Here is a 26795-nt window from a genome sequence, read left to right as displayed (position 1 = left end):
ATGTTTCAACGGGATTATTTCATGCGGATGATTGAACAGATGACGGAGGTTGTGCGGCAGGTGGCAGGACTGCGCAGAGAAGGCAAGCCCGAGGAAGCGCTGCTCATTATCAACGATATGCTTGACAAGCGTTTTCGCCTTAACGGCAAGCTTATCCGCTCCATGTCAGAGTCTGATCTGCTTCGTATCATGACGACAAATGGAGTAGTGGAGACCGCAAATCTGCATGCGATCGCTTTGCTGATGAAAGAGGAAGCGGAAATCTATGACGAGCAGGAACTGGGGGAAAGAAGCTATCCGGTAAGGCTTAAGGCGCTAAAGCTGTTTCTGCACCTTGCCCTGCTGGATTCGCCACCGATGCCGCGCAAACCTTCAGATGAAGCGCTGGAGCTGCTCGGAAAGCTTGATGCCTATGAATTGCCGGAAGAAACAAAATGGCTGATATTTGAATGGCATGATGCGGATCATCGATACGATCAGGCGGAGAATATCCTGTATGAACTGCTGGAGGATGGCGCTCTTTCGCAGGAGGAAGCTCTATCGTTCTATCAGAGGCTGCTTCTGCTTCCGGATGATCTGCTGGAATCGGGAGGTTTGCCGCGCGAAGAAGTGCTGGATGGACAAAGATCGATCATTAATCGAGAAGTTGGTTTAGGAGCTGAGTAGGCAGTCATGGATAATTGGCAGGATGATTTGAACGATTGGATAGAAAGCGGAGAGCTGCTTCAGGCAACATTCAGCCAACTGCGCCGCAAGGACGATTCCGTTCCGCAGAAAACAACCATACGTCCGGTCGAATTGAAGGACGGTCTTTATTATCAGTTTGAATATCATTTCCCGACCAAAGTCACCCATGACAATGTGCCAGGGGCCGAAGCATCCAGGCGGATGGGAGCGTGGCTGGAGCAGCATTACCGGCAAGCCTTGTTCAAAACGGCCGATGCGGACGTTCAACTGCTGTTCAACAAGAAAGGGAAAGCGTCAAAGCTGGTTAAGCCGCCGACAGCCAAAGCCAGTCAGGATAGAATGAACCATAACCGGAATAAGCAGCGCATCGTACGTGAAGGGGAAGCGGCGCCTTTCCTTGTGGAGCTTGGCATTATGACCAAGGAAGGTCAGGTTGTCGCCCGGAAGCAGGATAAATTTCGCCAAATCAACCGGTTTTTGGAGATGGTGAATGACGTTTTGCCTTCATTGCCGGAAGGAAGAGAGCTTAAAATCGTTGATTTCGGCTGCGGGAAATCCTATTTGACCTTTGCCTTGTATCATCTGCTCGCGATTACGCAGCAGCGCCGGATTTCCATTGTCGGACTGGATTTGAAGGAGGATGTTATTGCCTTCTGCTCCGATCTTGCAAGCAGACTCGGGTATGAACGGCTTCACTTTCAGGTTGGAGATATTGCCGATTATAATGAACAAACGGCGGTGGACATGGTGGTCACTCTGCATGCCTGCGATACGGCTACAGATGCGGCGCTTGTAAAAGCTGTGGATTGGGGCGCCTCGGTTATTCTGTCCGTTCCTTGCTGCCAGCATGAGCTGTTCAAACAGGTGCATAACGAAGCGCTCGCCCCGCTGCTTGCTCATGGTCTTCTGAAGGAGCGGTTCTCGGCGCTTGCGACCGATGCTGTCCGGGCGCAGCTGCTGGAGGTTCTGGGATACAAGGTACAGCTGCTGGAATTTATCGACCCGGAGCATACGCCCAAAAACATGCTGATCCGCGCCGTCCAAAGCCACAAGGCTGACTCGGCTAAAAAGTGGCGGGAGTATGAGGTGTTCCGCAATGCCCTGCAGCTTTCGCCATATCTGGAAAACAGGCTGCTGCCCCGGATACGCAAGCAAATGGACCTATAACCAGCACTCTCCTGTTCGAAGCCACTTGTTTATTGTCGAATAAATATAGATTATGGTAGAATGGGAGAGCATGGCAGGTCCCAGGCCATTTTTCATAATAATCTTATGATTGGGTGAATAAAATTGGGACTGATGACATGGCTGGATTTTGTTTCCTTTCTTTTGCTTTTTATTCTATTTGTGTATGTAATCGCAACCAACGTTATAACACAACTACATAAAGTCTATCTGTTTTTCCACTTCTCCATGATGATTTGGCCGCTTGGCCAGGTCGCAGTCCACATGACAGACAACCCTCAGCTACAGCAAATATGCATCAATATTTCGTTTGTCGGCTTATCCATGCTTTGTTTTGGATGGCTGCTATTCACCAAATATTTGACGAATCACAAATTAATGCTGTCGCCGCGCGATTTTTTGCTGCTGCTGGTGCCGTCTGTTATTGTGGTGGCCGGAATAATCTGGAATCCAAATGAGGGGTTCATGTCCGCTGTCCAGGGACGTTATGAATACCGGCAATATGGATTGATATTCTGGTTGATGGCCGTCATGCTGATTGCTTACTTTTTGTACTCCATGAAACTGCTGGCTCGCGCATACCAAACGGATGTGCCGCCATCGGATCGCGCGCAGATCGGCAATGCTTTGACGGGTATCGGAGTGTTTGTATGCTTCACTTTGCTTGACCTGTTGATTAATGTCGTGCTTGCGAGATGGTTGCCCGTTGTCCCCGGTTTGACGTCGCTTGGCATCGTCATTGCAGACATCTATTTTGTTTTCTCGATTCAGAAGCATGGAATGTTCGATCTTGTGAATATCGCTCAACAGGATGTAGCCGACACGCTCTCAGTGGGTGTTATTGTAATGGATGAGCAGAATGTCGTGATCGAGAAGAACAGCGTTGTCGACTCCATGTTCGAGCTGACCGTCGGCGTGAGGCTCGACATGGTCAAACTGCTTCAAAGCGTAGAGGACTCCGGCAATTTCGATACGTTTCTGGAGATGTACCGCCTGCATCCCGGAGAGCGGATTCATACGGAAATTCGGGTGGCGGAAGCCGGCAGGATGGTTTATCTTTCGATGCATGTCGCGCCGGTTGTCGTGAACCAGCAAATTGTGGGAAGAGTTATTACAGTTCAGGACCTCACGGAGTTAACAAGGCTTGTCGAGGAATCGAATCGTCAGAACGAAGCGCTGCAAACGAGAAGCCGCGCGTTGCTCATGATGCAAGATGAGCTGTATCAGGCGAACCTGAAGCTGGAGCTGATGGCCATAACGGATAGTTTGACGGGCTGTTATAACCGGAGATATCTGATGCAGCATCTGGAGCATGAGGTGGTTATGAACAGGCGCGATCAAATCCCGTTTGCGCTGTTTCTATTTGATATTGATTTGTTCAAAACGGTTAATGATACATACGGCCATTTGGTTGGCGACGAAGTCATCAAGAATACCTCAGACGTCGTACGCAACATGCTGAGACCTGAAGATATGTTTGCCCGGTACGGCGGCGAGGAATTCACCATTTATCTGCCACGAACAACAAAGGAAGAGGCGGAGGAGCTGGCACACCGCATACGGTCGGCAGTCGAGCATAACGAGATTGAAACGGGAAAAGGCCATGCCCTGGTTTCCGTAACCATCAGCATGGGTGTGCTTGCCGTAGATCCGCAGCCGTCTTCTTGTCTTGAGGACGGGGAGTCTTATGTGCATGAGATGTTTGTCAAGGTCGATAAGGCGCTCTATGAGGCAAAGGAGAATGGCCGCAACCAGTTAGCGGTTGTTCAATAATCGGGTCGGTGCATGGGCAAAGAAACAGGGAATAAGCTGGAATAATGGGGAGCGGAATATTCATTTGGAGAGGAAGGCGGCATTATGTGCATCGTAGGGCGCGTTACTGCTTGCGCCATAGCTTTGATTACAATCTTGCTTACGGTTGGCCTGTCTGTGTGGCAAGCCGGCGCATCCAGTCAGGCGCTCCCGGTGGCGGCCCAAGCGGTGGCAGTTGCTGCCTTCGCATTTCCTGTAGCCTGGTTCCTGGGATTAAAGTATGACCGTCTTCTTTCCAGCTCGACACTTGATTATTTGACTGGACTTTGCAACCGTCGTTACATGGAGCAGATTTTTCCGAAGATACGGAAGCGGGCGCAGCGCAAACGAAAGAAAATAACGGTGTTGATGATTGACGTCAACGATTTTAAAGAAGTTAATGATAAGCTTGGCCATATCCAGGGTGACCGCGCGCTGAAAATGATCTCACAGCTGCTTGGCTGTGGCACAAAACAGGTGGAAATCGTCGGCCGGTGGGGCGGCGATGAATTTATAATGATTTGTCCCTATTCCGACGATAGAAGAATAGAAACCTTAATCCGCCAGCTTCATGAAAAGCTGTTCAAGCTTTCTGCATCGACAGGGCTTCATCTATCCATCTCTGTTGGAAGTGCCATTTGTCCTGACCAAGGGAGCGAATTGAATATGCTTGTGCAAATCGCAGACAACAGGATGTACGCCGATAAGCAATTACATAAACTGCGTGCTGCCGACCTGGCAGCGATGCAAGCTTGATCAAATAGGCAACCGAATAAAGGCGGAATGTGCAAATGAGAAAATTACATATACTTTCGGCCAAACCAGGAGACAGATTGGCACGCCCGATTTTGCAGGAAAACGGGAATGTGCTGCTGGGCGTTGGCGTCGAACTGAATGAACGGTTTCTCAACCGGCTGCAAATGCTCGGGGTAGACATGCTGTTTGTCGATGATCCGCTCACGGAGGACCTGGAGCCGGAAACGGCGATTCATGACAATACGCGCAAGGAAGCGCATGATGCGGTATTTAAGACCATGAACACGCTCAAGGACCACCCTATGACCAAAGGAAGAACGATCGCACCCGAAATGGGCCGGACATTCCGGAATGTATTTGGTCAAATCATGCAGGATCTGGTGAACCGTGAGGACGTAATGGTCAGCTTGACCAATATTCAAGTGGCGGATGGCTATCTGTTTCAACATTCCGTCAATGTGGCTATATTATCCGGCATTATGGGACTTGCCAGGGGATACAGCCGCAATCAGTTGGAAGAGTTAGGAATGGGTGCGCTCCTTTACGATATCGGAATGACACGCCTGCCCAAGGAGATTCTGAACAAGACCGTGCCGCTGACGCTTGAAGAGCGTGTGCTGATGGAAAAGCATACGGAGGAGGGCTTCAATATTATACGTGCCCAGCATGATATTTCGCTGCTCTCCGCCCATTGTGCCTTTCAGCATCATGAGCGATATGACGGAACGGGTTATCCGCGCAGGCTCAAGGGTGATGCCATCCATGAATATGCGCAGATTGTGGCTTTGGCTGATGTTTACGATGCCTTGACTTCTCCACGACCGCATCGCAAACGGTATACGCCGACGGAGGCCATTGAATTTTTATTCGCTGCAGGCAATACTTTTTTTAATCTTGATTTGATACAGACCTTTTGCAAGCATATCTCCATCTATCCGGTGGCGACTACGGTCCTGCTCAGCTCGGGGCAGATTGGGGTAGTGGCGCTTAATAATCCGCTTGCGGTCAACCGCCCCATTGTACGCATTCTTCGCGAGGCGGACGGAACACCGCCCTCTCAGCCATATCAGATCGATTTGAAGGATTCCCACAGCCTTATGATTGTGAATGAAATGTAAGGACAAGCAGCTTTCTAATTTCATACATCCGATAATGGCAAACTTGTTGAAAGGCAAGGACGCAAAGCTAAAGGGTCTAAGGTTCTGATAAGAACGAATGACAGCCTGGCTGCCGAAATGAACGCCCTTTAACAGAAGGGTGGCGATCAGGCGGCTCCCGGAGTAGGAACGGCTTTTTTTATTTTTATTTTTCTTAGCCAAACCTTGCATCAGGCTTGCGCCGACCTATGGCGCGGCTTGTTTGCACGAATAACCGCGATTCCATTCTGATGGTGACACATCCTTCTTTCAGAGGCGGGCGAACCAGATGATTGTCCACAAAGGAGATGGTGCTCTTGAACTCAAACACCTACAGGAAGGAAGGATCAGGTAAAGAAAAACAGAAGTTCTCCGACAAAGTGCTGCTTCACAGCCGGACGGTTGTCGAGAAAGAGGGATATGTTTCCACCGGGATATTGAGTCATATTGAGGGAGAAATGATGGAGATTGAAATGAGCGAATACAAGTCATTTGATCTTGGCAATCCCATTGAATTAACGATCTACTCCCCGGTGGGAACCCAGCGTCTGCAATCGACGGTGATTGGCAAAGCGGAGGGATCAATAGCCGCGATTTTTCCGGCCAGAGCGTTATGCGGACTGGAAGAGAAGCGGGAATCGCCCCGGGTAAGGATCGATCATAAGGGGATACTGCATAAAGTATTCTCGGAAACAAGAGAGTTGTCCACCGGCCCTGAAACCTTCGAATTGGTAGAGGACATCCAACTGAAGATACGGAATATCAGTTTTTCCGGTTTAGGTTTTGTTGCCGCCGCCGGCCCCAGGCTGGAGACGCACGAACAATTGGAAGCGACATTATCCCTGGGCTTTGAGCTTCAATGCCGCCTGGAGATCATCCGTCAGGAAAGTGACGGAGGGCAGTCTTTCTACGGGGCGCGTTTTTGCGAACTCGACGAGGCGCAGCAGCGTGCGCTGCGGGCATTTATTCTCCGCGAGCAGGTGGCCGCCTATTATAAGGGGAAACAGGAAAAAGTCGTTTAATAGCCTGCCTGTCAGCTATAAGAAACAAGAAGCTCCCTCTTCCAGGAAGGAGCTTCTTGTTTCTTTGTTTTACCTTATGCAAATCTTCATTGCGGCTTGGTTGCTTAGTTTGAGTCGTGCGGCCCCACTAATCCCTCGTCGCATGGTGGGATGTTAAATGTCGCGCCTTAAAGCACTCAGCACATCGATGCGGGTGGCTCGGGCTGCGGGACGCATCCCGGATAGAAGGGCTACGCCAAGACTGATCGCCACGCTCACAAGCGTAAGGACCAGAGGAATGGATGAGAAAACAAAATTTTCGGGCAGACGGGCCCCATCCATTACGGACGTGAGTATCGGCGGCACAACCGTATTGATTAATGCGCTCAAGCCATAAGCGATGAGGGTGCCGATAAGAACGCCAATCAGTCCGATGCCGAAGCTCTCGAGCATAAAAACGCTCCGGATCGTGCGCGGGTGGGCGCCGATCGCTTTCATGATGCCGATATCCTGAGCCCGCTCCGTTACCGCCATGGTCATCGTATTGAAAATGCCGATGGAGGCAATCAGAACGGCAATGGTACCGACAAAGATGAGTCCGACCTTCATCACAAGAAACACCAGGTCATATTCCTTGATTGAGTCGGCGACCGAGTAGATTTGATAATTCTGCGCGCGCAGTGTTTTTGACAGTTCAGCAACGCTGTCGGCGCTTTTGGCATACACCTTTACCATAAAGGAAGGCTCTTCGCCAGCGGGCAGAATCTTGCCCAGCAGCGAATCCGACAGACGAATATCAATATCCTGCCGCCATTCTTTGGCCGGCTTTTCGGTAATTCCGACAATGTTCACTGTGAAGGATTGGGATAAAGTTTCTTTTTCCGTTTGCGGGTCGTAAATGTTTATTTGATAGGATAATGTCTGGCCCACCAGACTTTTGCCGTAGGACTCGCCTGCTTCGTTTAATAAATGCTCGGCAAGGTGGTAACCGACGACGGTTTCTCCTTCATTTTCAGCCATCCGGCCTTCTGCAAGTGGCAGTCCCACCTTGGCTTCCTCCTTTAAATCGGAGAAAATCGCGTTGGTATTGCCTTTGTACCCATCCACAGCTGCCGTAGCCTGCAAACGGCTTTGTGCAATGACAGCTTTGACATGCTTGAGCTGCTTCAGGGCATCCAAATCGGATAACTGAAGCCCCTCGTAGGAATCACCGTTCATCTTGGCATTCATTTCAATTTCGGTCAGCGAGCGGTCCTGCAAAATCTCATTGATGACACTCTTCTGAAGCCCGAACGCCACGGAGGCGATCATCATAAGAAAGGCGCAGCCCATGGCGGTAGCCAGCACGGTCATAAAGATCCGGGATTTGTTCTTCTTCATATTCTGCCGGACAAACCGCAGTTTATCGCTGGTTTTCATGATCGGATGACCTCCATCTTCGTTTTCTGGACCGAATCCAGCAGTTGGCCGTCCTCAATCCGCAGTCTGCGGTTTCCGATCGATGCCACCTTCTCGTCGTGGGTAATAATCAGAAGTGTGATGTTGCGCTCCTTGTTGATGGACTGCAAGAGCTTCAGGAACTGCTCCTCATTCTCGCTGTCCAGGCTTCCGGTCGGCTCATCGGCGAGCAGAATCGGCGGATCCAGAATCAGCGAACGCGCGATCCCGGCCCGCTGCTGCTGGCCGCCGGACAGCTCGCTGGGGTAATGCTCGGCGTATTCGGCAATACCGAGCTTCTCCAGAAGCTCCATCGTTTGCTTGCGGCGGACATGGGCGGGAACGCCCTGAAGAACGAGCGGCAGCTCCGTATTCTCATAAGCGGTCATGCTGGGAATCAGCTGGAAATTCTGAAACACAACACCAAGGTGGCGTCTGCGGAAATCGGCCCATTGCCCCTCGCTATAGGAGGTAACATCGGATCCGGCAATCTGGACCATGCCTTGAGTCGGACGGATAAAACCGCCGATGACATGAAGGAGCGTCGATTTGCCTGACCCGCTGCGGCCGATCAAGGTTACAATTTCACCTTCACCAACCGTTAAGTTGATATCGCGCAGGACAGGCACGCTTCTCTGCCGGCCTCTGTGCCCAAGCGTAAAAGCATGCTCGATGTGCTGCAATTTAATCATGACATTGCCTCCTGGATGTAGGGCAGCGTGCGGCAATAGCCGCAAGTCCCTTGCTTGATGACCACATAACGACCTGGACATCCAAAAAGTTTTACGGCACAATCCCGCTTGACCTGATTCTTTCAAGAAGTCAGCATCGGGGAGCAGATAATCTCGTATTATCGAATCCAAACGGCATATGGTACAATTTCTAGATAGATTAAGGCTTGATGGCAGCTTGATTGAAATGATTGAAAAGGGGATTCGAATGGCTGTTATTGCTGGAGCCGCAGGTTTGCTGTTTACCGGGCTGATGATTTTGTCCGCATTCCGTTACGGGATGTTTTTTGACGAAAACTTTTATAGATGGGAATGGATCCTAATGGCTGCAACCGTAATATCGGGTTGGGTCACGGGATATCTGAAGCTTAGGCAGCAGCGGCGGTATGAGCATGAGATCCAGGCAGGAGCCGGTTTATGGACAGGCTGGTTCCATGTTCCTCCTGAGGCTTACGCTCCGCTTGCGCTTGCGTTCCTCTACGGATGCAGTCTGCTGAATGGACCGGCCTCTGTGCTGGCAACCGTGGAGCAGGCGCTCCGCTGGTCGGCGTATACGGCATTCCTCATATCGGGCTATATGTGGCTGAGAATAGACGGATTTCGCAGCTGGCTGCTCTTTGCGCTGCAGGCATCGGGGATATTCCTGATGGGTGGAGCACTGGCCGCTTGGCTGGGCTGGATTGAATTCCCCGAAATGTTCATGATTACAGGAGATTCCAGCTTGTCCGCTGTCGGGGCCAGACTTGCCGGATTTATTCAATATCCCAATGCGCTGGGTGCTATCGCTGGAGCTTATCTGCTCTGGAATTTGCTGCTCGCCATCCGGGCCGGGAACTACCGGGCTTTTCTGATAACTGCGGTGCTGATGGTGCCGCTTGCGCTCGTACTGCTGCTGACAGAATCCAGGGCAGCCTGGCTGACAACGGCTGCAGGCTGGTTGGCTGGGCTTGTGCTTGCTAACCGCGAGCAGCGGGTGAAATGGCTGATTTATACCGGTTGGATGCTAATAGGCACAGGTGCCGCCTATCGTCTTGTCGTAGGCGCAGGTCCGCATGGCAACCAGGCTGTTGTCGTTCATACGGAGGAAACGCTATGGCTTCTGGTCATTCTGCTGGTATCGGCAGCCGGATTCAGCCTCCTTCGGACAGGGCTTGCAGGATCAGCCGGCAGAAAGCTCGAAATTGCGGCATGGAGCGGGCTCGGGGCGGCATTTCTGGTTATGGCACTGCTCTTGCCGGCCGTTATCCAGGGCAGGCTCAGCGGCCAGTTTCAGACCGCAGGTGCGCGTACCATGTTCTATAAGGATGCGTGGAGCCTCTTCCTGGATACGCCGCTGTTTGGCCGGGGGGGAGATACATGGCGTATGTTGTTCACCCAAATCCAGACCTACCCCTATATCGGCAACGAAGTACACAGCGGCTATTTGGAGCTGCTTCTGAATTTGGGCGCTGCCGGTTTGATAATATTCCTCATCATGCTGATTTTGCTGCTGCGAAGGGTATGGAAGAATGATCGGGCGGGACTGCTCCCGGCAGGTGTGCTGCTTGCCCATGCCGCCGTTGATTTTGATATGTCCTTCGGGTATTATTGGCTGCTTTTGTTCGCCTGGATCATATATTACAGCCCGAAGGTTGCGGAGCAAGCCAGCGGCTCCGGAAGGGACCCTGGGGAAGAACCGCTCCTCCATTCCTCACCTGCGGTAAAGGCGTTAAAGAAACCGGCGCCGGGATGGCGGGCTCTGCTGGGGTTGGCGACGGTGCTTGTTTTTGCCGCTGCTTCCCTGTACAGCTGGCGGTTTGACAAGTCGGTGCAGCACCGCATGGACGCAGTCGAAGCGGCAGAGGGCCAGCAGATTTCCCTGCTTGAGCAAGCATTGGCGGCAAATCCTTACTGGAGCCGGGTTCGTATTGAACTCTCCTTGCTTGTACCGCCGAATGAGGGCCTGGAGCAGTTGAAGAAGGGCCTTCGGTACGAACCGCAATCCGTTCCGCTGCTGAGCGCTCTTGGCCGGACCTATGCACAGCTAGGCGATGTCGCGCAAACGGCTGATTATTTTCGTCTGGCGCTGGCGTATGATCATTATGATCGCGGTAACCAGACAGGAGCGATTGTAGTTATGGCGGGACTAGCCCGTGATAAACAGGCGGAAGGACAGGTTGACGAATCCCTCCATGCCGCACAAACAGCGTTGGCCTTCTTCGCAGCTTTCAAAGACCAGGGAATCGCTGCGCGTCTGGGCGGGCGGGAATTCGAGGTCACCCCGGAGTCGCAGGAAGCGGCGGATGATATGTTGGTCCTGCTTGACGAACTTCAGGCTGGAGAAACCGAAGCCGGGAAGCAGGAGGGGAAATAGACAGGTAGCGGGGGCGTTTGGTCCATCCCTTTGAAGCTTCAGCTGCATAAGCTGGAGCAAGAACGGATGGGAGTGATTAACATAGCTACAGTACGCATCAGACCAAAATTAAACAATCCCGGAAGCAAGAGTAAAGTGATCCGCAGCATAAAACTAAAAGGGCGGGGGCTTACCAGCGGCCCAATCTTTAACCGTTTAACCGTCGTTTGGGTACAGGGCAATGGCGTTCCTTTTAACACGACTGGATTTTTCGCGCGACTGATCCGCAATAACCAGGTTGTTTCGACGGCTTCCTTTGACCGCTTCGGCGTCGTCCGGTTCAATAACATTGGCACCCTGACCAGAGTGAGCTTCAGACTTCAGTTGTTTAATTCACGCGGCATTTTGTTCCGCACCCGTACGATTCCTGCCGGCGTTGAGACATTTGCCGTTATCGGCTAAGGTGTGAACAGAACAAGGGCTGCTGCCCTTATCTGACCACAAGAACAAATAAAGGGCGGAAGCAGGATGATTCCTGTTTCCGCCCTTTGAGCGCTTGTTTTTTAACATATCTGACAGTATAAAATTTTGGTTGTGAATACTCAACCGCCGAAAGCTTCGCGAAAGGCAGCCTTCAGCCGGACCGGATCCACTTCCCACAACTGGGCGATTTCACCGCTGACGTTGTCATCCCACCAGTCGGCAAGCAGCTTGCGGTTGCTGGCGTTTTCATGGATCCAGGGCAGATTGAGCGCGACTTTTTTGAAATAGATCTTCTCCGCCTGGCCCAAGCGTTCCTTTGAGATCCAGACGCCCAGCCTTTTTACGGTGCGGTACAGCTCATTCTCACACGCACGCCTGATCTTGCGGGCAGTGGGGTAGCCTGCTTTATTTCGCGGGGTAGATGCCTTCATCGAGATACCGACTCCTCTCTACCCCTATATATGCATCCGAGCCACAACCTGTCACAGGCTGTTACTGTACGATGATATAGCCAACCATTGGACCACCTTGGGCCATGGTGGTATGCGTCAAGCAAACAATCGGATAGGTGCCCTTGGCTTCCGCGACGAACCGGACAACCGTTGTTTTGCCTTTGCTGACCTCGCCCTTGATGCCCAGCCCTTCGATGACAAAAGGATGCGAGGACCCGTTGATGCCGGTAATCCGCAGCTCAACGTGATCACCTTTGTTCACGACCACAGTGCCGGGATCCCAGCGGTAAACTTCAATTTTTTTGCCGTCATCGGTAGTAGACTCAAACTCTCCCGTAACCAGCTGAATGACCTTGGTGTCCGGCGGGGCAGCCAGCGCGGCTCTGGACTGATTCCATTTGAGGCAGACCGCAGCGATAAAAAGGACCAGCAGCAGAACGGCGAACAAGCGAATTTGTTTTTTGCTGACTACATACATTTTGGACATATGAAACATTCCTCCTTCCATTTCGTATTGATTAAAGCTAGTCTATGCCGGGGCTTGTCAGAGCATGACTGATCTGCCGATTGCTTTCTTGCTGGAGGCATGTCTGGAAATATGCTAGAATACCGATAGACAAAGAGGCTGGCTAAATTAGGTGACGATGGGAGAAGGAGAATGGACTGGATTCACAATGCTCTTGATGCGGTGCTTCTATGGATTGAAGGTTTGGGCTATTATGGCATAGTTATTGGTCTTGCGATTGAAGTGATTCCGAGTGAAATTGTACTTGCTTACGGCGGTTATCTGGTTTCGGAAGCGGGAGGCAGTCAAATTACGTTTACTGGAGCTGTTATATTCGGCATAATTGGCGCTGTCATCCAGCAATGGATTTTGTATGCGATTGGCCGGTATGCCGGACGACCTTTCTTCGAGAAATACGGCAAGTACATAAAAATTTCATCCAAGCATCTGGATACCGCGGAAGCGTGGTTCAAGAAGTACGGATCCGGAATTGTCTTCACAGCCCGGTTTGTTCCCGTTATGCGTCAGGCTATTTCCATACCGGCGGGCATGGCCAGAATGAATTTCTGGTTGTTTACGCTGCTGACGACTCTTGCTTCGATTCCGTGGTCACTGCTGTTTGTTTATTTGGGATGGAAGCTGGGCGACCAGTGGGAGACGATTGATGAGAAAGCGGCCCCCTATGTGCAGCCGGCAATTCTGGGAGCTATCGCGCTCCTTGTTATCTATGTGCTGTTTAAAGTGCTCAAGGGCCGCGGGAAGTCCATCTAGTTTGTGATAAAGCGTCCCGGTTTGGTATAATTAGACTGCTGGTTAATCCGCAGAAAGCAGCTTCCGAAGTGGGTTATTGGCTCGCGGGAAGCCGTTTCAAGAAGTTTCACCAAAAACTGATGCATATGCTTCCGAAGTGAGTTATTGGCTCGCAGGAAGTCGTTTCAAGAAGTTTCACCAAAAACTGAAGCATATGCTTCCGAAGTGAGTTATTGGCTCGCAGGAAGCCGTTTCAGGAAGTTTCACCAATAACTTTTAGGGGGTCTCATAATGGCAAAAAATGTGGCTAGCAAGCTTAATAAGGGGATCAGTCCGCAGCAGTTTATTGACTCAATGGAAAAGAACAAGGATGCTTTTCTTGATTGGGGCAGCCAATTCCAATGGGCCAGCGATGAAGACCGTGATTTTTTCGAATCGCTCAACAACCGTGATGATCTGCGCTGTCTGATTCTGATGGCGGAATGGTGCGGCGATGTGGTCCGTAACGTTCCTGTCGTATTCAAAGCGCTTGAAGTTACCGGAATTCCAACGGAAGTCCTTGTGATGGAACAGCATCTGGACACGATGGACGAGTTTCTGACCATGGGCGGACGCGGGATTCCGATCGTTATTTTTGCCGATACCGGCGGCCATGTGCTCGGCCAATGGGGCCCGCGCCCCAGTCATGTGCAAGAAGTGATGACCGCGTTCAAGCTGGCCAATCCGGATCGGGACGCTGCCGATTATCAGGAGAAGATCGGTCTTGCCCGCCAGGAAATGGGCCGCCGCTACGGCGAAGGCACAGGCTATCAACAAATAATCGTCGACGAGCTGCGCAAGCTTCTCGCTTCTTTTTAAGATGTTAAAGATTGAGACTTTTACACTCGGTCCCCTGCAAACAAACGCTTACCTGATTACCGAGGAAACCGGCGAACGGGGCATTGTTATCGACCCCGGCATGAATCCGCAGCGGCTGCTGACGCGTATTCAAGGCCTGACCATTGAAGCGATTGTCCTGACGCATGCCCATTTCGATCATATGGGGGGTGTCGATGCGGTACGCAAAGCGGCTGGCTGCCCCGTTTATCTGCATGATCTGGAAGCGGATTGGCTCACAGATGCCCGCAAAAACGGCTCCGAGCGCTGGTCGGATGTCACGGAGCCGCTTACGACCGATCCGGCGGAGTTCGCGCTTGCGCAGGGTCAGAAGCTGGAACTGATCGGTCACAAATTTCAGGTGATGCATACACCCGGTCATTCGCCGGGAAGCGTGAGCCTTCTGTGCGGGGAGCATCTCTTCAGCGGCGATGTGCTTTTCCGCAAATCAGTGGGCCGGACGGACCTGCCCGGCGGACGTGAAAGGGATTTGTATGATTCCATCCGCGGCAAATTGTACAAGCTTGATTCGAATGTGCGTGTATACCCCGGTCATGGACCGCAGACAAGTATTGGATATGAGATGGAAAATAACCCTTACGTGCCGGCTTAGAGCCGAGCGGTAGGGGTTATGCCCTGTTATAGAAGATGGAGGGAAATAAAAGTGGCTGAAACCAAAGAGAATACGAAGAAGCAGGAATGGGAGCTTGAGCCGGGAGTCCGGGTTGAGCTGACCAAGGAGGAGCAGGCGGCCGAGCAGGAGCGGATTCTTGGGCGGATTACCACCGAGCTCAGTTTGCCGGCGACCAAGGTGAAAGCGGCCGTCAGTTTGCTGGATGAAGGCAATACCATCCCTTTTATTGCCCGCTACCGGAAGGAAATGACCGGGGAGCTGGATGAGACGGAGCTCCGCTCCATAGAAGAGAAGCTGCAGTATATGCGCAATCTCGAAGTGCGCAAGCGTGAGGTGATCCGGCTGATCGACGAGCAGGGTAAGCTGACGGATGAGCTGCGTAGCTCGATTGTGTCCTCCATTAAGCTGCAGGAGATCGAAGATCTGTACCGTCCTTACCGGCAGAAGCGCAAAACCCGCGCCAGCACTGCCAAGGAGCGCGGTCTGGAGCCGCTTGCGTCCTGGCTGTTGTCGCAGCCCCGCCAAGGGGACCCGGGCCGTGAGGCAGAGCGTTATGTGAATGCGGAGAAGGGGGTTTCCTCTGCGGAAGATGCGCTCCAGGGAGCGATGGATATTATCGCCGAGCAGTTGGCTGACGATGCCAAGATCCGCGCATGGGTGCGCAGATTCACATTCGACAATGGCGTAGTCCGTACAGAAGCGAAGGACAATGCGCAGGAAACGGTTTATGAGATGTATTATGCGTATCAGGAGCCGTTGAAGCGGCTGCCGCCCCATCGTACACTTGCGATCAACCGGGCTGAGCGCGAGGATGTGCTGCGCGTGTCTTTAGATGTGCCGGCAGAACGCATAATTGATTATATCGACCGCCAGACGATCCGCGGCGGAACGATCCCGGCGATCGGAAGCCTGCTGCTGCAAACGATTCAGGATGCGTATAAACGGCTGATCGCTCCGTCCATCGAGCGGGAGGTGCGCAGTGAGATAACCGAGAAAGCGGAGGAGCATGCGATTCAGATCTTCTCCACAAACTTGCGTAATCTGCTGCTGCAGCCCCCAGTAAGTGGAAATGTTGTCCTTGGCGTCGATCCCGCATTCCGGACAGGCTGCAAGCTCGCGGTGATTGACGAGACCGGTAAACTGCTGGAAGTCGCCGTTGTTTACCCGACAGCTCCGCACAACAAGACGGCCGACGCGGAGAAGCGGATCGGGGAACTGATCGACACCTATAAGGTCGAATTGATCGTCATTGGCAATGGCACGGCTTCCCGCGAGACGGAGCAGTTTATTGCGGACCTGATCGGCAAGCGCAAGGCTGCCGGCAAGGACAAGCAGGTGGAGCTGAAGTATATTATTGTCAGCGAAGCGGGAGCAAGCGTCTATTCGGCCTCGAAGCTTGCTGCTGAGGAGTTCCCGGCACTTGACGTAGCGGAGCGCAGTGCGGTATCGATTGCCAGGCGGCTCCAGGACCCGCTGGCGGAGCTTGTGAAGATCGAGCCCAAAGCGATTGGCGTCGGGCAGTATCAGCATGATGTGAGCCAGAAGCGGCTTGAAGAAACGCTTGGCGGCGTGGTGGAGTCTGCGGTTAACCATGTCGGAGTCGATGTGAATACGGCCTCAGCCTCGCTGCTCTCCTACGTGGCCGGGATTAATGCCACCACAGCGAAGAATATCGTGAAATTCCGGGAGGAAAAAGGAAAATTCAGCGAGCGCAAAACGCTTCAGGGTGTACCGCGGCTGGGAGCCAAAACCTATGAGCAGTGCATCGGTTTTATCCGCGTGCCGGATAGCACCAACCTGCTGGACCGGACGCCGATCCATCCGGAATCGTATGCGGTGGTCGGCAAGCTTTGCAAGACGCTTGGGCTGAAGCTGGAAGATTTGGGTTCAGAGGCGTTTAAAGCGGCTCTGGCGGCGATAGAGATGGACAAGGTAGCCCAATCACTGGAAGTGGGTGTTCCGACGCTCAGAGACATCGTAGACAGCCTCCTGCGCCCTGGCAGGGATCCGAGGGAGGAGCTTCCCGCTCCTATTTTTCATACGGATGTGCTGAGCATGGAGGATTTGCACCCTGGCATGGAGCTGCACGGGACGGTGCGCAATGTAATTGACTTTGGCGCATTTGTCGACATCGGGATCAAAAACGACGGGCTTGTCCATATTTCGCAGCTCAGCAACAAGTTCGTCAAACATCCCACGGACGTCGTTTCTGTGGGGGATACCGTGACCGTATGGGTCATTGGCGTTGATTTGAAGAAAGGACGCGTAAGCCTGACTATGCGCAAGCCGGACTAAAATCGCGTAAACGGCAGAAAGGGCGTTATCTTCAGGCAGTCACGAGTCACTGCCGGGAGATAACACCCTTTTTTTGATGAAAATTTATCAGCTAATTCGAGTGTGCCGCATAACGGCAACGCGAAGAAACTGTTCGCCATCACGAGAAAAACAAGACTTGTTCCATTCTTTCCAGGTTATGCTTAAACATCGGTCACCCTGTCGCCTGCCGGACTTTCATCGGGCTGCTGTTTTGTCCGGTAGAAATACCAGCAATCGTTGAGCAGACGGATTTGACGTCTGTCCTTCTTCACAAAAGCGCGCATCAATTGATTGCATAGCCATTGCGGCACGATCCTTCGCCTCCTTCCAAAGCCGTCACTTGTTGCAGTAACTAGCATATGGGAATAGGCGATTATCCGTGCAGGTCCAATCGTGGTCTGCCCCATAATCAGCGGTTAAACTTCTGCTTCTTCCTCATACCACTGCTCCAGCTGCGCTTGAAGGGCACGAATTTCGGTAAGCAGCGATATCAGGGGATACGATTTCTCCTGAATGGAAGAGAAGTCGCGCTCCAGCGAATTAATATAATCCAGACCGGAATGAACGGCGAGCGACGGGTCATGCAGCTCGAGTTCATCGCATTCGGCGATGGCCAGAGGCAGGGCCGGGACATTGCTTGCGGTCAGCTTGTCGATTTCCTTATGCAGGCGCAGATTAAGTGCGCTCAGCTGGTAAGCATGAGACTGCGGCATCTCCACGAAAGAGATATCTTGTTCATTTTTCATTATAATAAAACGCATATGTGCCATTGAATTAAGCTCCCCTCATTCCTACAGGTGAATACTACTTGACAGTGTAGCGTATCCGTCCTTTAAAATTCAAGTATAATTATGCAAGAGCTGATAAAGGAGAAACGTAATGGAAGACCATATCCTGCAAGCGTGGGTCGAGAAAATATCCCTCCAGTATTTCCAGCTTTCTTTTCGGCACCAGGCAACGTTCAATGCGCGTCTGACTTCGACAGGTGGGCGTTATTTCACCAAGACCCATCATATCGAGATCAGCCCGCATCAGCTGGCGAACTACGGCGTGGAGGAAACGGAGAAGATCATCAAGCATGAGCTGTGCCACTATCATCTGCATCTGCTGGGGCGCGGTTACAAGCACCGTGACGCCGATTTCAAAAATCTGCTGGCGAAAGTGGGCGGCACCCGGTTCTGCAAATCGCTTCCGGATCGTGCAAGGAGGCGTGTGGAGCCTTACCGGTACAAGCTGATATGCCGAAGCTGCGGCATGGAATATTTACGGAAAAGAAAAGTTGACCCCCGAAAATATGCCTGTGGAAAATGCCGGGGCAATTTATTGCTATTTATGCTTGACTTAAAAATTGAATCATGATACATTATTTCTTGTCACCAAAAACACATTCCCTGATAGCTCAGTTGGTAGAGCACTCGACTGTTAATCGAGTTGTCACAGGTTCGAGTCCTGTTCGGGGAGCCATTTCTTTTCTGGAGAGATACCCAAGTGGCTCAAGGGGACCCTCTGCTAAGGGGTTAGACTGCGCAAGTGGTGCGAGGGTTCGAATCCCTCTCTCTCCGCCATACTTATGGATGACAGACATGGGCCGTAAGCCGGTCCTTTTTGTTTGCTCCGGGGCGAAAATTGCTGAAAGACAACGATGAAATTTATCAAAAAAAGTACTTGCCGTGAAGAATGAAATTGGTTATACTAGTTCTTGTCGCTTGAAAGCGGCACATCTGAGCATCACTATTGCGGCCCGTTGGTCAAGCGGTTAAGACACCTCCCTTTCACGGAGGTAACAGGGGTTCGATTCCCCTACGGGTCACCATTCGAGCCATTAGCTCAGTTGGTAGAGCACCTGACTTTTAATCAGGGTGTCGAAGGTTCGAGTCCTTCATGGCTCACCATTTTTATCCGATATGTTATTATCATAATTGCATATCACTCCGCGGTCGTGGTGGAACGGCAGACACACCATCTTGAGGGGGTGGCGCCCATTGGGTGTGCGGGTTCAAATCCCGCCGACCGCACCAAACCTTAATTATTCCAGGAAGCCTTGCTTAGCAAGGCTTCTTTTTGTATTATTTTTGGCTGTGTTAATGTAAGCTTGGAAAATAGACTGGCATGAGGAAATGTCGAAGTAACGTTCATCAATGGGGGGCTGCCGGAATTGGACAAGACCGGAATGGTTGGCGGAGCGGATAAACAGAAAAAATTCCATTATGATCATATCTATTTTAATGATCCCCAGGTCTTTGAATCGATTTTGCTGCTGCAAATTGGAGATTTATCCTGTGATGGGGGTTATGTCATCGGCGAGCATGTCCAATTCTGTTATGAAATCAGCTATATTGTATCCGGCAAGGGCGTCTTCTACCGCGATGGCATCGCTTTCCCCGTGAAGGCGGGGGATGTTATGATCAATCTTCCGGGTGAGCGGCATGACGGCAAAGCAGATCCCATTGAGCCCTTCCGTTATTTCTATGTTGGATTTAACTTTACCGAAAGTATGGATGGCCCGAAATCGCTTGTACATATCAAAAAAATGTTTGACCGCATTCAACACCCCGTGATGGAAGATGATTTCGGAATCCACGGGGCTTTTGTCAGTATATTCAACGAATTGATCAACCTGAACAGCTATTCGTCTTTAATGATCGAAACGAATCTTTACCAGATTGTTGTAATGGCCTACCGCAATTTTTTTGAAAGCCGGAAAACGGACTATTCTCCGCAAAACAAAACGGATGAAAGCAAAAAAATCGTCTATGAAGTCATCCATTTCATCGATTACAACCTGCATAAGATATCGGAGCTTACCCAAATTGCCGTTGAGCTCCATTATAGCTACTCCTACATCTCCCATCTCTTTTCCAAAGAAGTGGGACTGACAATCAAAGAGTATTACAACCGTAAACGGTTTGAAAAAGCGGTTGAATGGCTGAAAACTTCGGATATGAATATTACGCAAATCGCCGAAAAACTGCATTACCAATCCATTCATACATTCAGCAAAGCCTTTAGTAAAAATTTCGGCATTTCTCCGTCTGAATACCAAAGCCTATATGCAAACCGCAAATAATGAACAATACAATAACGAAAAAGGTTAAATAAAGCCTCTTTTCATTCTGCTATTATAGTCCCGGTAGACTAAAGGAGGGATTATGGATGCGGAAAATGAAAGTGGCGGTAATTGGCTGCGGCATGATTGCAAAATCGCAGCATATTAAAGCCTACGCTCAAAATGAGCATGCAGAAATCAAGTATCTGGTCGATATCAGACGGGAACGGGCGGTTGAACTGGCAGGCGAGTATAAGGTGCCCTTCACGGAAACGGACTACAAAGCGATTCTGGAAGATGAGGAAGTGGAAGCGGTCTCCATATGTACGCCGAACGACTCGCATGCCGAGATCGCGATTGCCTGTTTGAATGCGGGCAAGCATGTGTTGTGCGAGAAACCTGCGTCGGTCAATATGGATCTTGTCCGTGAAATGAAAGCGGCTGCGGACCGCAATGACAGAATACTCAGCATCGGGGTGGTCAATCGCTTTAATACGGCTGTCAACAAGATAAAAGACATGATTGAAGCGGGAGAACTGGGCAGCATCTATCATGTCTATTGTTCCTTCCGGTCTCACCGTTCCATACCCGGACTTGGTGGACCTTTCACGACGAAAGCGAAGGCTGGAGGAGGCGTGCTCATCGACTGGGGCGTTCATTTCCTGGATCTGATTCTGTACTGTCTGAACCAGCCCGATATTCTCACGGTATCCGGGACGGTTCACAGCGAGCTGGGGAAAGATATGAAGAATTACACCTACCTGGATATGTGGGCAGGTCCGCCTGATTACAGCGGCACGTATGATGTCGAAGATTTTGTGACGGGTCTGATCCGCACATCGGGACCGACCTTAAGCTTGAATGGAGCATGGGCTCAGAATATTAATGAATCTGCGATGTTTATTGAATTTCTCGGTGACAAGGCAGGCGTAAAGCTGCAGTACGGTGGAGATTTCAAAGTATATTCCGCGAAGAACGGGATGCTGAGTGAAACCAGCCATTCTTTTGCCAAAACCGATATGTTCCATGATGAGATCGATGATTTCCTGAAATCCGCGAGCGCCAATACGAAGAACCGGGCCAGTATCGACCATGTGATCCAGACTTCTCAAGTTATGGAAGCCCTTTATCAATCCTCCGAGCTGGGAAAAGAAGTGAGCCTATGAAAAAGATCGGTTTTATCGATTATTACCTTGATGAGTGGCATGCCAATCAATACCCGGGGTGGATCAAGGAGGAGGCCGCAAGGTCAGGCCGCGATTATACAGTTGCTTATGCCTGGGCGGAGAAGGATCTTGAAACCGGGCTGGACACGGAAAGCTGGTGTCATAAGCACCAGGTGGAAAGATCCGCTTCGATTGAGGAGCTCGTTGATAAATCCGATTGCATCATCGTTCTTTCCCCGGACCATCCGGAACATCATGAGCGATTATCGCGAATTGCGCTTGAATCCGGCAAACCGGTGTATATCGATAAAACGTTCTCTCCCGATCTGCAATCGGGAATCCGGATGTTTCATTTGGCTGAGGAGCATCACACCCCTCTATTTTCCAGCTCAGCCCTGCGTTTTTCGGAAGAGCTAACCCCTTATTCGGGCGGCAGAATGGAACGTTCCTTGGAGTATCTGGCCGTAACGGGGCCGGGGCACTATGAAAATTATGCGGTGCATCAATTTGAGATGATCGTTTCCCTCATGGGTATCGGAGCGAACAAAATCAAAAGCTTATCGACAAATAACGGACGGTTAATGGTGGTGGATTATGCGGATGGAAGACGCGCATCGATGCATCAGCTGCAGGATGCGCCCTTTCAAGCATCTATGCAATGGGCGAACGGCGATGGGATATTTATAAGCCCCTGCACGAATTTTTTTCCGGGATTCATTCATGCGCTGTTGGAATTTTTTGAAACAGGTATTCCTCCTGTTCCCAAGGAAGAGACGCTGGAGATCATGAGCATGATCGAAGCGGGGCATAGGGCAATGGCAAATGATGATATCTGGATAGCGATTTCGAGGAAATGAAGAGGGGCAGCGCGAAGAAAATGATTCTCCGGCCCGTTGTGAGGGAATGAAAGCACAACTAACCGGAGAATGGAATTAGAAGCTGCCGAATCGGTCTTTTCAGACCGCCCAGCGAACTGGGCGGTTATTTTTATTTTCATCCAAAGAGGCTTGTCTTCCCGGGTACAACTATTGTGGAGAGGAAAGAATTCTATAATTTTTAGACTATATTAGTGGAAGAGCGAGATTGAGTGAGCTGGAGAGAACTATCAGGAGAGAACACTGCTTGTAAGCGATTCAATTCACCCACAAGACAAATTTTCTCAATAGGGCCCTATTGGGGTTCCTTTACAAACATTCGGGGCAGGCGTAATATACGATTCATGAATTCAATAAGTGAAACAAGAAACGCTGAGTTTCCTTAAAGGGGAACGGGGGAACCACATGTATGGTTGGCTGCTGATGTGAGAGTCAGACGCCATCCGTCAGGGGTGAATCGCGAGGGGCCGGACGTCTGGTTTTCGTCCCGTTGCGTAGGGCGACTCTCACCGCCCGAATCCGACAGCTAACCTCGTAAGCGTACCGGAAGCTATCGCTCCTTTTATTTGGGAATGGGCTTCTATTGGAGAGAGAGGATGGTATAAACGTGTGAATATAATCCGCTTCATTGGTGATTGATCCTCTGAAGCCTTGCATTTTATCAACAATTAATAGTTATCGCTGAATTCCTTGAGCACCATAGGAAGCGGGGGAACCAACAGGATTTCGAATTGAAATCCATGGGGTGAATCCAAAGGTTTGCATTTCATTCTTGCATCTGCAGGAAATGCAGCCGGAGGTAGGGCGACTCTCACGCCCGAATCCGACAGCTAACCTCGTAAGCGTACAGAGAGAGGCAACGTAATCGTGCTAACGGACATGGAAGACAAATGCAGCGCCCCGCATAAAGGGCGTTACAGGTCGGCGGATATTAAGGTTTCTGCCTGACTGTATCCAAAGCTGCATCTGCTGTTCTTCTTGTTGTGCCTGGAAGCCGCGATGAAAGTTCCTCTTCAATGGAAGAGTACTTTTGCCGCGGCTTCTTTTTTGTTGCCCTCAAAAGGGTGCATCGGGGAGGAGAACATTTTAAAATGAAGCCAACAAAAGAAAAAGATCTGATCCTCATTTCCGCGCCCAATTCGGCCGGAGAGGTGTTTATCCGATATTTGCTGCAAAATAAGATTCCTGTCGCCGTAATGGTGAACAATAGCCTGGAAAGGGAGCGGATTTCCGCGCTCGGGGTACAGGACATTATTTGTATCAATACTAAAAAAGAAGAGACCTGGGTAGTACCTGACAAGCGGTTGGGAAAAGTATTTCTTTTTGAGAGCAGTCTTAATCTCTGCTGCCGCTACATCCAGATCTGCCGCAGCTGGACGTCCAAACCGATATATGTGGTGACGGGCTGCGGCAATCCCAGATCGATCTACCGGGGACTCGGCGCCGATTATATTATTTACACGGAAGGTCAGGACGTTTCATGTTTGATCTCCAATCATTTAGCGTCTGACGGCTAGGGACATGCTTGATGTAAAGATAATTGTAAGGGTTTAACAGTGCTTGCGAATATAAAAGAGGCGGGAACCCGAGGGATCCCGCCTTATTTAGCATGTGATCAGGATGACGCTGAGGTTTCAATAATCATCACGCCGCGTCCCGCGATAGGGGAGGGACCGGAGACTGGAAGACCTGTCAGCAGATCCAGGCCGTAATCGGGGGCGAATTCCACCACTACAATATGCGGATTATGGTTCATGACGAACAGATAAGAATGGCCGTCCTTATTGCGGCTGGCCACTTCCACGCCTGGCTGCTTGCCCGGGAGCGGCTTGATCCCCCGCTTGGCGCAGAGCGACCCGAGAAAGGCCTGCATGAAGCTGGCGTCGGGGCTGGTCGCGACATACCAGGCTTCTCCTGCGCCCAATGAATTCCGGGTGAGCGCCGGCATCCCTGCATAGAAATCGTCTCCATACTCCGCTATGACCTCCGCTCGTTCGGCGTGGATCAGATCGCACAGCAGGGAGCAGCTGTACTCCCCGGCGAGCGATCCATAAGAATCCTTCATGATGATCCGGTTGGTCTGATCCGGGAACAGGGCATCGATTTCTTCGGCCCAGATGCCAAGAAGCGATCTAAGCTCGCCCGGGTATCCGCCCAAAGTGACGATATCGTTCTCGCCCACAATACCGCTGAAGAAGGTGGTAACGAAGCAGCCGCCATTTTCGACATAGGCCTCAATCCGCTGCGTCATACCCGGCTTCACCATATACATAACCGGCCCCAGCACAATATCGTAGCCATTCAGCTCATCTTCAAAAGAAACGATATCCACTTGAATGCCGAGCTGATAGAACGCATCGTAATACTTGTGAATTTCATCCAGATACTGCAGCGCAATACTCGGACCACTGGAAAATTCAATGGCCCAGCGGTTCTCCCAATCGTACATGATCGCCACTTTGGCGGGCGTGCGCGACCCGAGCAGCTTATTGCCCAGTTGGCCCAATTCCTCGCCGAGCTGCGCGCATTCACGGAATACGCGGGTATGCTCATGGCCGACATGCTCGATAAGAGCGCCGTGATATTTCTCGCAGGCGCCCACCGAACGGCGCAGCTGGAAGAACATGATGCTGTCCGCGCCATGGGCAACTGCCTGGTAGCTCCATAGTCTCATGACCCCTGGACGCTTGAGGGAGTTATAGGCTTGCCAGTTCTGCTGGCTCGGTGTCTGCTCCATCAGCAGGAAAGGCGCGCCGCCCTTCAGGCCGCGCATCAAGTCATGGGTCATGGATGTGAAGCTGACAGGGGTATCCGCGGCAGGGTAATTATCCCAGGCGATAATATCCATATGTTTGGCCCATTTGAAATAATCAAGCTGCTTATAGGTGCCCATCAGGTTGGTCGTTACCGGAATGTCGGGCGTGAACGACTTGATTGCCTCATATTCGAGCTTATAGCAATCCAGCATGCCGTCAGAGTTGAAGCGAGCATAATCCAGCGAAATGCCCTGAAAATTGGTGCGGTTGGAAGCCCATTGCTCGGACAAGGCGTTCGGCGGGACGATTTCTTCCCAGTCGTAAAAGGTATGGCCCCAGAAAGAGGTATTCCACTGCTCATTTAGCTTGTCCAATGTCATGTATTTCTGTTTCAGCCAAACGCGGAAAGCGGCTGCGCAGTTGTCGCAATAGCATTCGCCTCCATATTCATTGGACACATGCCACAGCAGCAGTGCCGGGTGATCCTTATAGCGCTCGGCCAGCCTGGAAGCGATCCGCTCTGAGAATGTGCGGTAAGAGGGGCTGTTGGGACAGGAGTTGTGCCTGCCGCCGAATTTGCGCCGACGTCCGTCAAAGTCGGTCCGCAGCACATCCGAAAAATTGCGGGCCATCCAGGCGGGATGTGCGCCTGTCGATGTGGCCAGACAGGCAGAAATGCCGTTCTTATGCAGCATATCCATAATTTCGTCCAGTGTCTGGAAATTGTAAGTGTTTTCATCCGGTTGCAGCTTGGCCCAAGAAAATACATTTATCGTAGCGATGTCCATCCCCGCCAAACGGAGCATGCGCATATCCTCCGGCCAGACGCCGGGGTCCCATTGCTCGGGATTGTAGTCTCCGCCATATAACATTTTGGACAGCTTGGCTGTATTCAAGATATCAACCTCCTGTGATGTATGTAGGTTCATTTTATGATATGATTCTCGTTAACGATATATAATATTTCGATAGGCAGGATATGATAATATGGAACAAAACATCCGGCGCAAAGAATGGATCGTGGAAGATCAGCTTCGACGGTTTATGTTTGTGCTCGGCAAAAATGATTTGCCGCTGTATGTGGAAAGCATCGGCTATAATCCTGATCAGGAGCCGGTTCTCAGGCGCAAAGGATACCCGTACTTTCATTGGCTTCAGACGATAGATGGCGAAGGGGAATTCGAGCTGAGCGGCAGGCGGTTCTCGTTATCCCAAGGCAATGGCTCCCTTATTTTTCCGGGCGTTCCGCATTCCTATTCGGCTTCCAAAAACAAAAAATGGGCTACTTTATATGTTACCTTCGGCGGCTCGCTGGCCGATTCCATGCTGGCTCTGCTGGGTATCCGGCATACGGAGTGGCTGCACTGGAACGATGATGCCCCAATTACGGAGCAGCTGATGGATATGGTGGAGCAAACCCAATACGATGAAGACCGGACAGGTCTGAATGCTTCCGCGCAGCTGTACCGGTTTCTCACCATGGTCAAAATATACGGGCAGACCGGCGGCAGGTCCTCGCTGTTTCAGCATCTGGAGAAACTGGACCCTCTGCTGCACTGGCTGGACCAGAAATTCGGCGACCCAGAAATCGGACTGGTCGATATGGCAGACCGGCTGGACATCAGCCCCCGTTATTTGAACGCCTTGTTCCGGCAGGCTTTTGGCATCACAGCTTATGCCTATCTGATCCGGCTGCGGATCCGCAAAGCCAAAGAGCTGATGAGCCAAAGCGAACGCAAATCGATTAAAGAAATCGCCCATCTGGCGGGTTACCGCGACCCGAGCCATTTTATATCCGCTTTTGGCAAAACCGAAGGGATGACACCCGACCAGTTCCGCAAGCTGCAGGGACTGACTTATATGACATAAAGATCAGCAGC

The 26795-nt window shown here is 51.2% G+C and carries 25 protein-coding genes, 5 tRNA genes and 3 riboswitches; of the genes, 23 read left to right on the top strand and 7 right to left on the bottom strand.

Annotated features, from left to right (window positions below; translation table 11 throughout):
* The 6 genes from IEY46_RS18385 (at position 1) to IEY46_RS18360 (ending at position 6577) form a co-directional block, all read left to right on the top strand.
* Positions 1-666 (top strand): DUF6483 family protein, encoded by a 666-nt coding sequence (locus tag IEY46_RS18385; RefSeq protein WP_188993389.1) that lies wholly within the window; start codon positions 1-3, stop codon positions 664-666.
* Between the two features lie 6 nt (positions 667-672).
* Positions 673-1854, top strand: coding sequence for a class I SAM-dependent methyltransferase (locus IEY46_RS18380; RefSeq protein WP_188993387.1), 1182 nt, complete (start codon positions 673-675; stop codon positions 1852-1854).
* A 132-nt stretch (positions 1855-1986) separates the two neighbouring features.
* Positions 1987-3645, top strand: a complete 1659-nt coding sequence (locus IEY46_RS18375; protein ID WP_229750397.1) for a histidine kinase N-terminal 7TM domain-containing diguanylate cyclase — start codon at positions 1987-1989, stop codon at positions 3643-3645.
* Between the two features lie 84 nt (positions 3646-3729).
* Positions 3730-4419, top strand: coding sequence for a GGDEF domain-containing protein (locus IEY46_RS18370; protein ID WP_188993383.1), 690 nt, complete (start codon positions 3730-3732; stop codon positions 4417-4419).
* Positions 4420-4454: 35 nt separating this feature from the next.
* Positions 4455-5537, top strand: a complete 1083-nt coding sequence (locus IEY46_RS18365; RefSeq protein ID WP_188993381.1) for an HD-GYP domain-containing protein — start codon at positions 4455-4457, stop codon at positions 5535-5537.
* Positions 5538-5563: 26 nt separating this feature from the next.
* A riboswitch (cyclic di-GMP riboswitch) is annotated at positions 5564-5654 on the top strand.
* Positions 5655-5872: 218 nt separating this feature from the next.
* Positions 5873-6577, top strand: coding sequence for a PilZ domain-containing protein (locus IEY46_RS18360; protein ID WP_188993379.1), 705 nt, complete (start codon positions 5873-5875; stop codon positions 6575-6577).
* A gap of 153 nt (positions 6578-6730) precedes the next feature.
* Here the strand turns inward: IEY46_RS18360 and IEY46_RS18355 are convergent, their stop codons facing one another.
* Entirely contained in the window at positions 6731-7975 is a 1245-nt protein-coding gene (locus IEY46_RS18355; protein ID WP_188993377.1) for an ABC transporter permease, read from the bottom strand.
* Entirely contained in the window at positions 7972-8685 is a 714-nt protein-coding gene (locus IEY46_RS18350) for an ABC transporter ATP-binding protein (RefSeq protein ID WP_188993375.1), read from the bottom strand. The genes IEY46_RS18355 and IEY46_RS18350 overlap by 4 nt, the downstream gene beginning before the upstream one ends.
* Before the next feature lie 247 nt (positions 8686-8932).
* Between IEY46_RS18350 and IEY46_RS18345 the strand changes: the two genes are divergently transcribed.
* Complete coding sequence (locus tag IEY46_RS18345) at positions 8933-11077, top strand: O-antigen ligase family protein (protein ID WP_229750353.1); 2145 nt, start codon at positions 8933-8935, stop codon at positions 11075-11077.
* Between the two features lie 66 nt (positions 11078-11143).
* Positions 11144-11518 carry a hypothetical protein gene (locus tag IEY46_RS18340; protein WP_188994007.1) on the top strand — a complete coding sequence of 125 codons (375 nt, stop codon included), beginning with the start codon at positions 11144-11146 and terminating at the stop codon, positions 11516-11518.
* A 140-nt stretch (positions 11519-11658) separates the two neighbouring features.
* On the opposite strand, the gene IEY46_RS18335 is transcribed toward IEY46_RS18340, so the two are convergent.
* Positions 11659-11970 (bottom strand): dehydrogenase, encoded by a 312-nt coding sequence (locus IEY46_RS18335; RefSeq protein ID WP_188993372.1) that lies wholly within the window; start codon positions 11968-11970, stop codon positions 11659-11661.
* Positions 11971-12031: 61 nt separating this feature from the next.
* Positions 12032-12478 carry a cupredoxin domain-containing protein gene (locus IEY46_RS18330; protein ID WP_188993370.1) on the bottom strand — a complete coding sequence of 149 codons (447 nt, stop codon included), beginning with the start codon at positions 12476-12478 and terminating at the stop codon, positions 12032-12034.
* 171 nt (positions 12479-12649) lie between these two features.
* Between IEY46_RS18330 and uptA the strand changes: the two genes are divergently transcribed.
* The 4 genes from uptA (at position 12650) to IEY46_RS18310 (ending at position 17051) form a co-directional block, all read left to right on the top strand.
* Positions 12650-13267 (top strand): undecaprenyl phosphate transporter UptA, encoded by a 618-nt coding sequence (gene uptA, locus IEY46_RS18325; protein ID WP_188993368.1) that lies wholly within the window; start codon positions 12650-12652, stop codon positions 13265-13267.
* Between the two features lie 270 nt (positions 13268-13537).
* Positions 13538-14104 (top strand): thioredoxin family protein, encoded by a 567-nt coding sequence (locus tag IEY46_RS18320; protein WP_188993367.1) that lies wholly within the window; start codon positions 13538-13540, stop codon positions 14102-14104.
* A gap of 1 nt (position 14105) precedes the next feature.
* Positions 14106-14735: an MBL fold metallo-hydrolase gene (locus IEY46_RS18315; RefSeq protein WP_188993366.1), complete on the top strand. Its 630-nt coding sequence runs from the start codon at positions 14106-14108 to the stop codon at positions 14733-14735.
* 117 nt (positions 14736-14852) lie between these two features.
* Positions 14853-17051 carry a Tex family protein gene (locus IEY46_RS18310; RefSeq protein ID WP_229750396.1) on the top strand — a complete coding sequence of 733 codons (2199 nt, stop codon included), beginning with the start codon at positions 14853-14855 and terminating at the stop codon, positions 17049-17051.
* A 182-nt stretch (positions 17052-17233) separates the two neighbouring features.
* Here IEY46_RS18310 and cmpA read toward each other — a convergent pair whose 3' ends face one another.
* Both cmpA and IEY46_RS18300 read right to left on the bottom strand, forming a co-directional pair.
* Positions 17234-17383, bottom strand: coding sequence for a cortex morphogenetic protein CmpA (cmpA, locus tag IEY46_RS18305; RefSeq protein ID WP_188993364.1), 150 nt, complete (start codon positions 17381-17383; stop codon positions 17234-17236).
* A 105-nt stretch (positions 17384-17488) separates the two neighbouring features.
* Entirely contained in the window at positions 17489-17842 is a 354-nt protein-coding gene (locus IEY46_RS18300; RefSeq protein ID WP_188993363.1) for a hydrolase/acyltransferase, read from the bottom strand.
* A gap of 109 nt (positions 17843-17951) precedes the next feature.
* Between IEY46_RS18300 and IEY46_RS18295 the strand changes: the two genes are divergently transcribed.
* The 10 genes from IEY46_RS18295 (at position 17952) to IEY46_RS18250 (ending at position 23676) form a co-directional block, all read left to right on the top strand.
* Entirely contained in the window at positions 17952-18431 is a 480-nt protein-coding gene (locus IEY46_RS18295; RefSeq protein ID WP_188993362.1) for a SprT family protein, read from the top strand.
* Between the two features lie 29 nt (positions 18432-18460).
* Positions 18461-18536: transfer RNA gene (locus tag IEY46_RS18290), tRNA-Asn, on the top strand.
* A gap of 10 nt (positions 18537-18546) precedes the next feature.
* Positions 18547-18637 (top strand) — tRNA-Ser (locus IEY46_RS18285).
* 173 nt (positions 18638-18810) lie between these two features.
* Positions 18811-18885: transfer RNA gene (locus IEY46_RS18280), tRNA-Glu, on the top strand.
* 3 nt (positions 18886-18888) lie between these two features.
* Positions 18889-18964, top strand: a tRNA-Lys gene (locus IEY46_RS18275).
* A 41-nt stretch (positions 18965-19005) separates the two neighbouring features.
* A tRNA-Leu gene (locus tag IEY46_RS18270) sits at positions 19006-19090 on the top strand.
* A gap of 137 nt (positions 19091-19227) precedes the next feature.
* Positions 19228-20139, top strand: a complete 912-nt coding sequence (locus IEY46_RS18265) for a helix-turn-helix transcriptional regulator (protein WP_188993361.1) — start codon at positions 19228-19230, stop codon at positions 20137-20139.
* Positions 20140-20225: 86 nt separating this feature from the next.
* The gene (locus tag IEY46_RS18260) at positions 20226-21284 is read left to right on the top strand and encodes a Gfo/Idh/MocA family protein (RefSeq protein ID WP_188993360.1); all 1059 of its coding nucleotides are present in this window, start codon (positions 20226-20228) and stop codon (positions 21282-21284) included.
* Positions 21281-22141 (top strand): Gfo/Idh/MocA family oxidoreductase, encoded by an 861-nt coding sequence (locus IEY46_RS18255; protein ID WP_188993359.1) that lies wholly within the window; start codon positions 21281-21283, stop codon positions 22139-22141. Before IEY46_RS18260 ends, IEY46_RS18255 begins: the two co-directional genes overlap by 4 nt.
* A gap of 378 nt (positions 22142-22519) precedes the next feature.
* Positions 22520-22714, top strand: a riboswitch (cyclic di-AMP (ydaO/yuaA leader).
* A gap of 114 nt (positions 22715-22828) precedes the next feature.
* Positions 22829-23020, top strand: a riboswitch (cyclic di-AMP (ydaO/yuaA leader).
* A 230-nt stretch (positions 23021-23250) separates the two neighbouring features.
* Positions 23251-23676 (top strand): hypothetical protein, encoded by a 426-nt coding sequence (locus IEY46_RS18250; RefSeq protein ID WP_188993358.1) that lies wholly within the window; start codon positions 23251-23253, stop codon positions 23674-23676.
* A gap of 98 nt (positions 23677-23774) precedes the next feature.
* Here the strand turns inward: IEY46_RS18250 and IEY46_RS18245 are convergent, their stop codons facing one another.
* Positions 23775-25811 carry a beta-galactosidase gene (locus tag IEY46_RS18245; protein ID WP_188993357.1) on the bottom strand — a complete coding sequence of 679 codons (2037 nt, stop codon included), beginning with the start codon at positions 25809-25811 and terminating at the stop codon, positions 23775-23777.
* 91 nt (positions 25812-25902) lie between these two features.
* On the opposite strand from IEY46_RS18245, the gene IEY46_RS18240 reads away from it, so the two are divergent.
* On the top strand, positions 25903-26784 hold the full coding sequence (locus IEY46_RS18240; RefSeq protein WP_188993356.1) for an AraC family transcriptional regulator: 882 nt from the start codon (positions 25903-25905) through the stop codon (positions 26782-26784).
* Positions 26785-26795 lie beyond the last annotated feature (11 nt).

The sequence above is a fragment of the Paenibacillus nasutitermitis genome (genome assembly GCF_014641075.1).
Taxonomy (GTDB): Bacteria; Bacillota; Bacilli; order Paenibacillales; family Paenibacillaceae; genus Paenibacillus_Z; species Paenibacillus_Z nasutitermitis.
The sequence above is the reverse complement of the archived record's forward strand: the minus strand, read 5'-3'. Positions and strand labels throughout refer to the sequence as shown.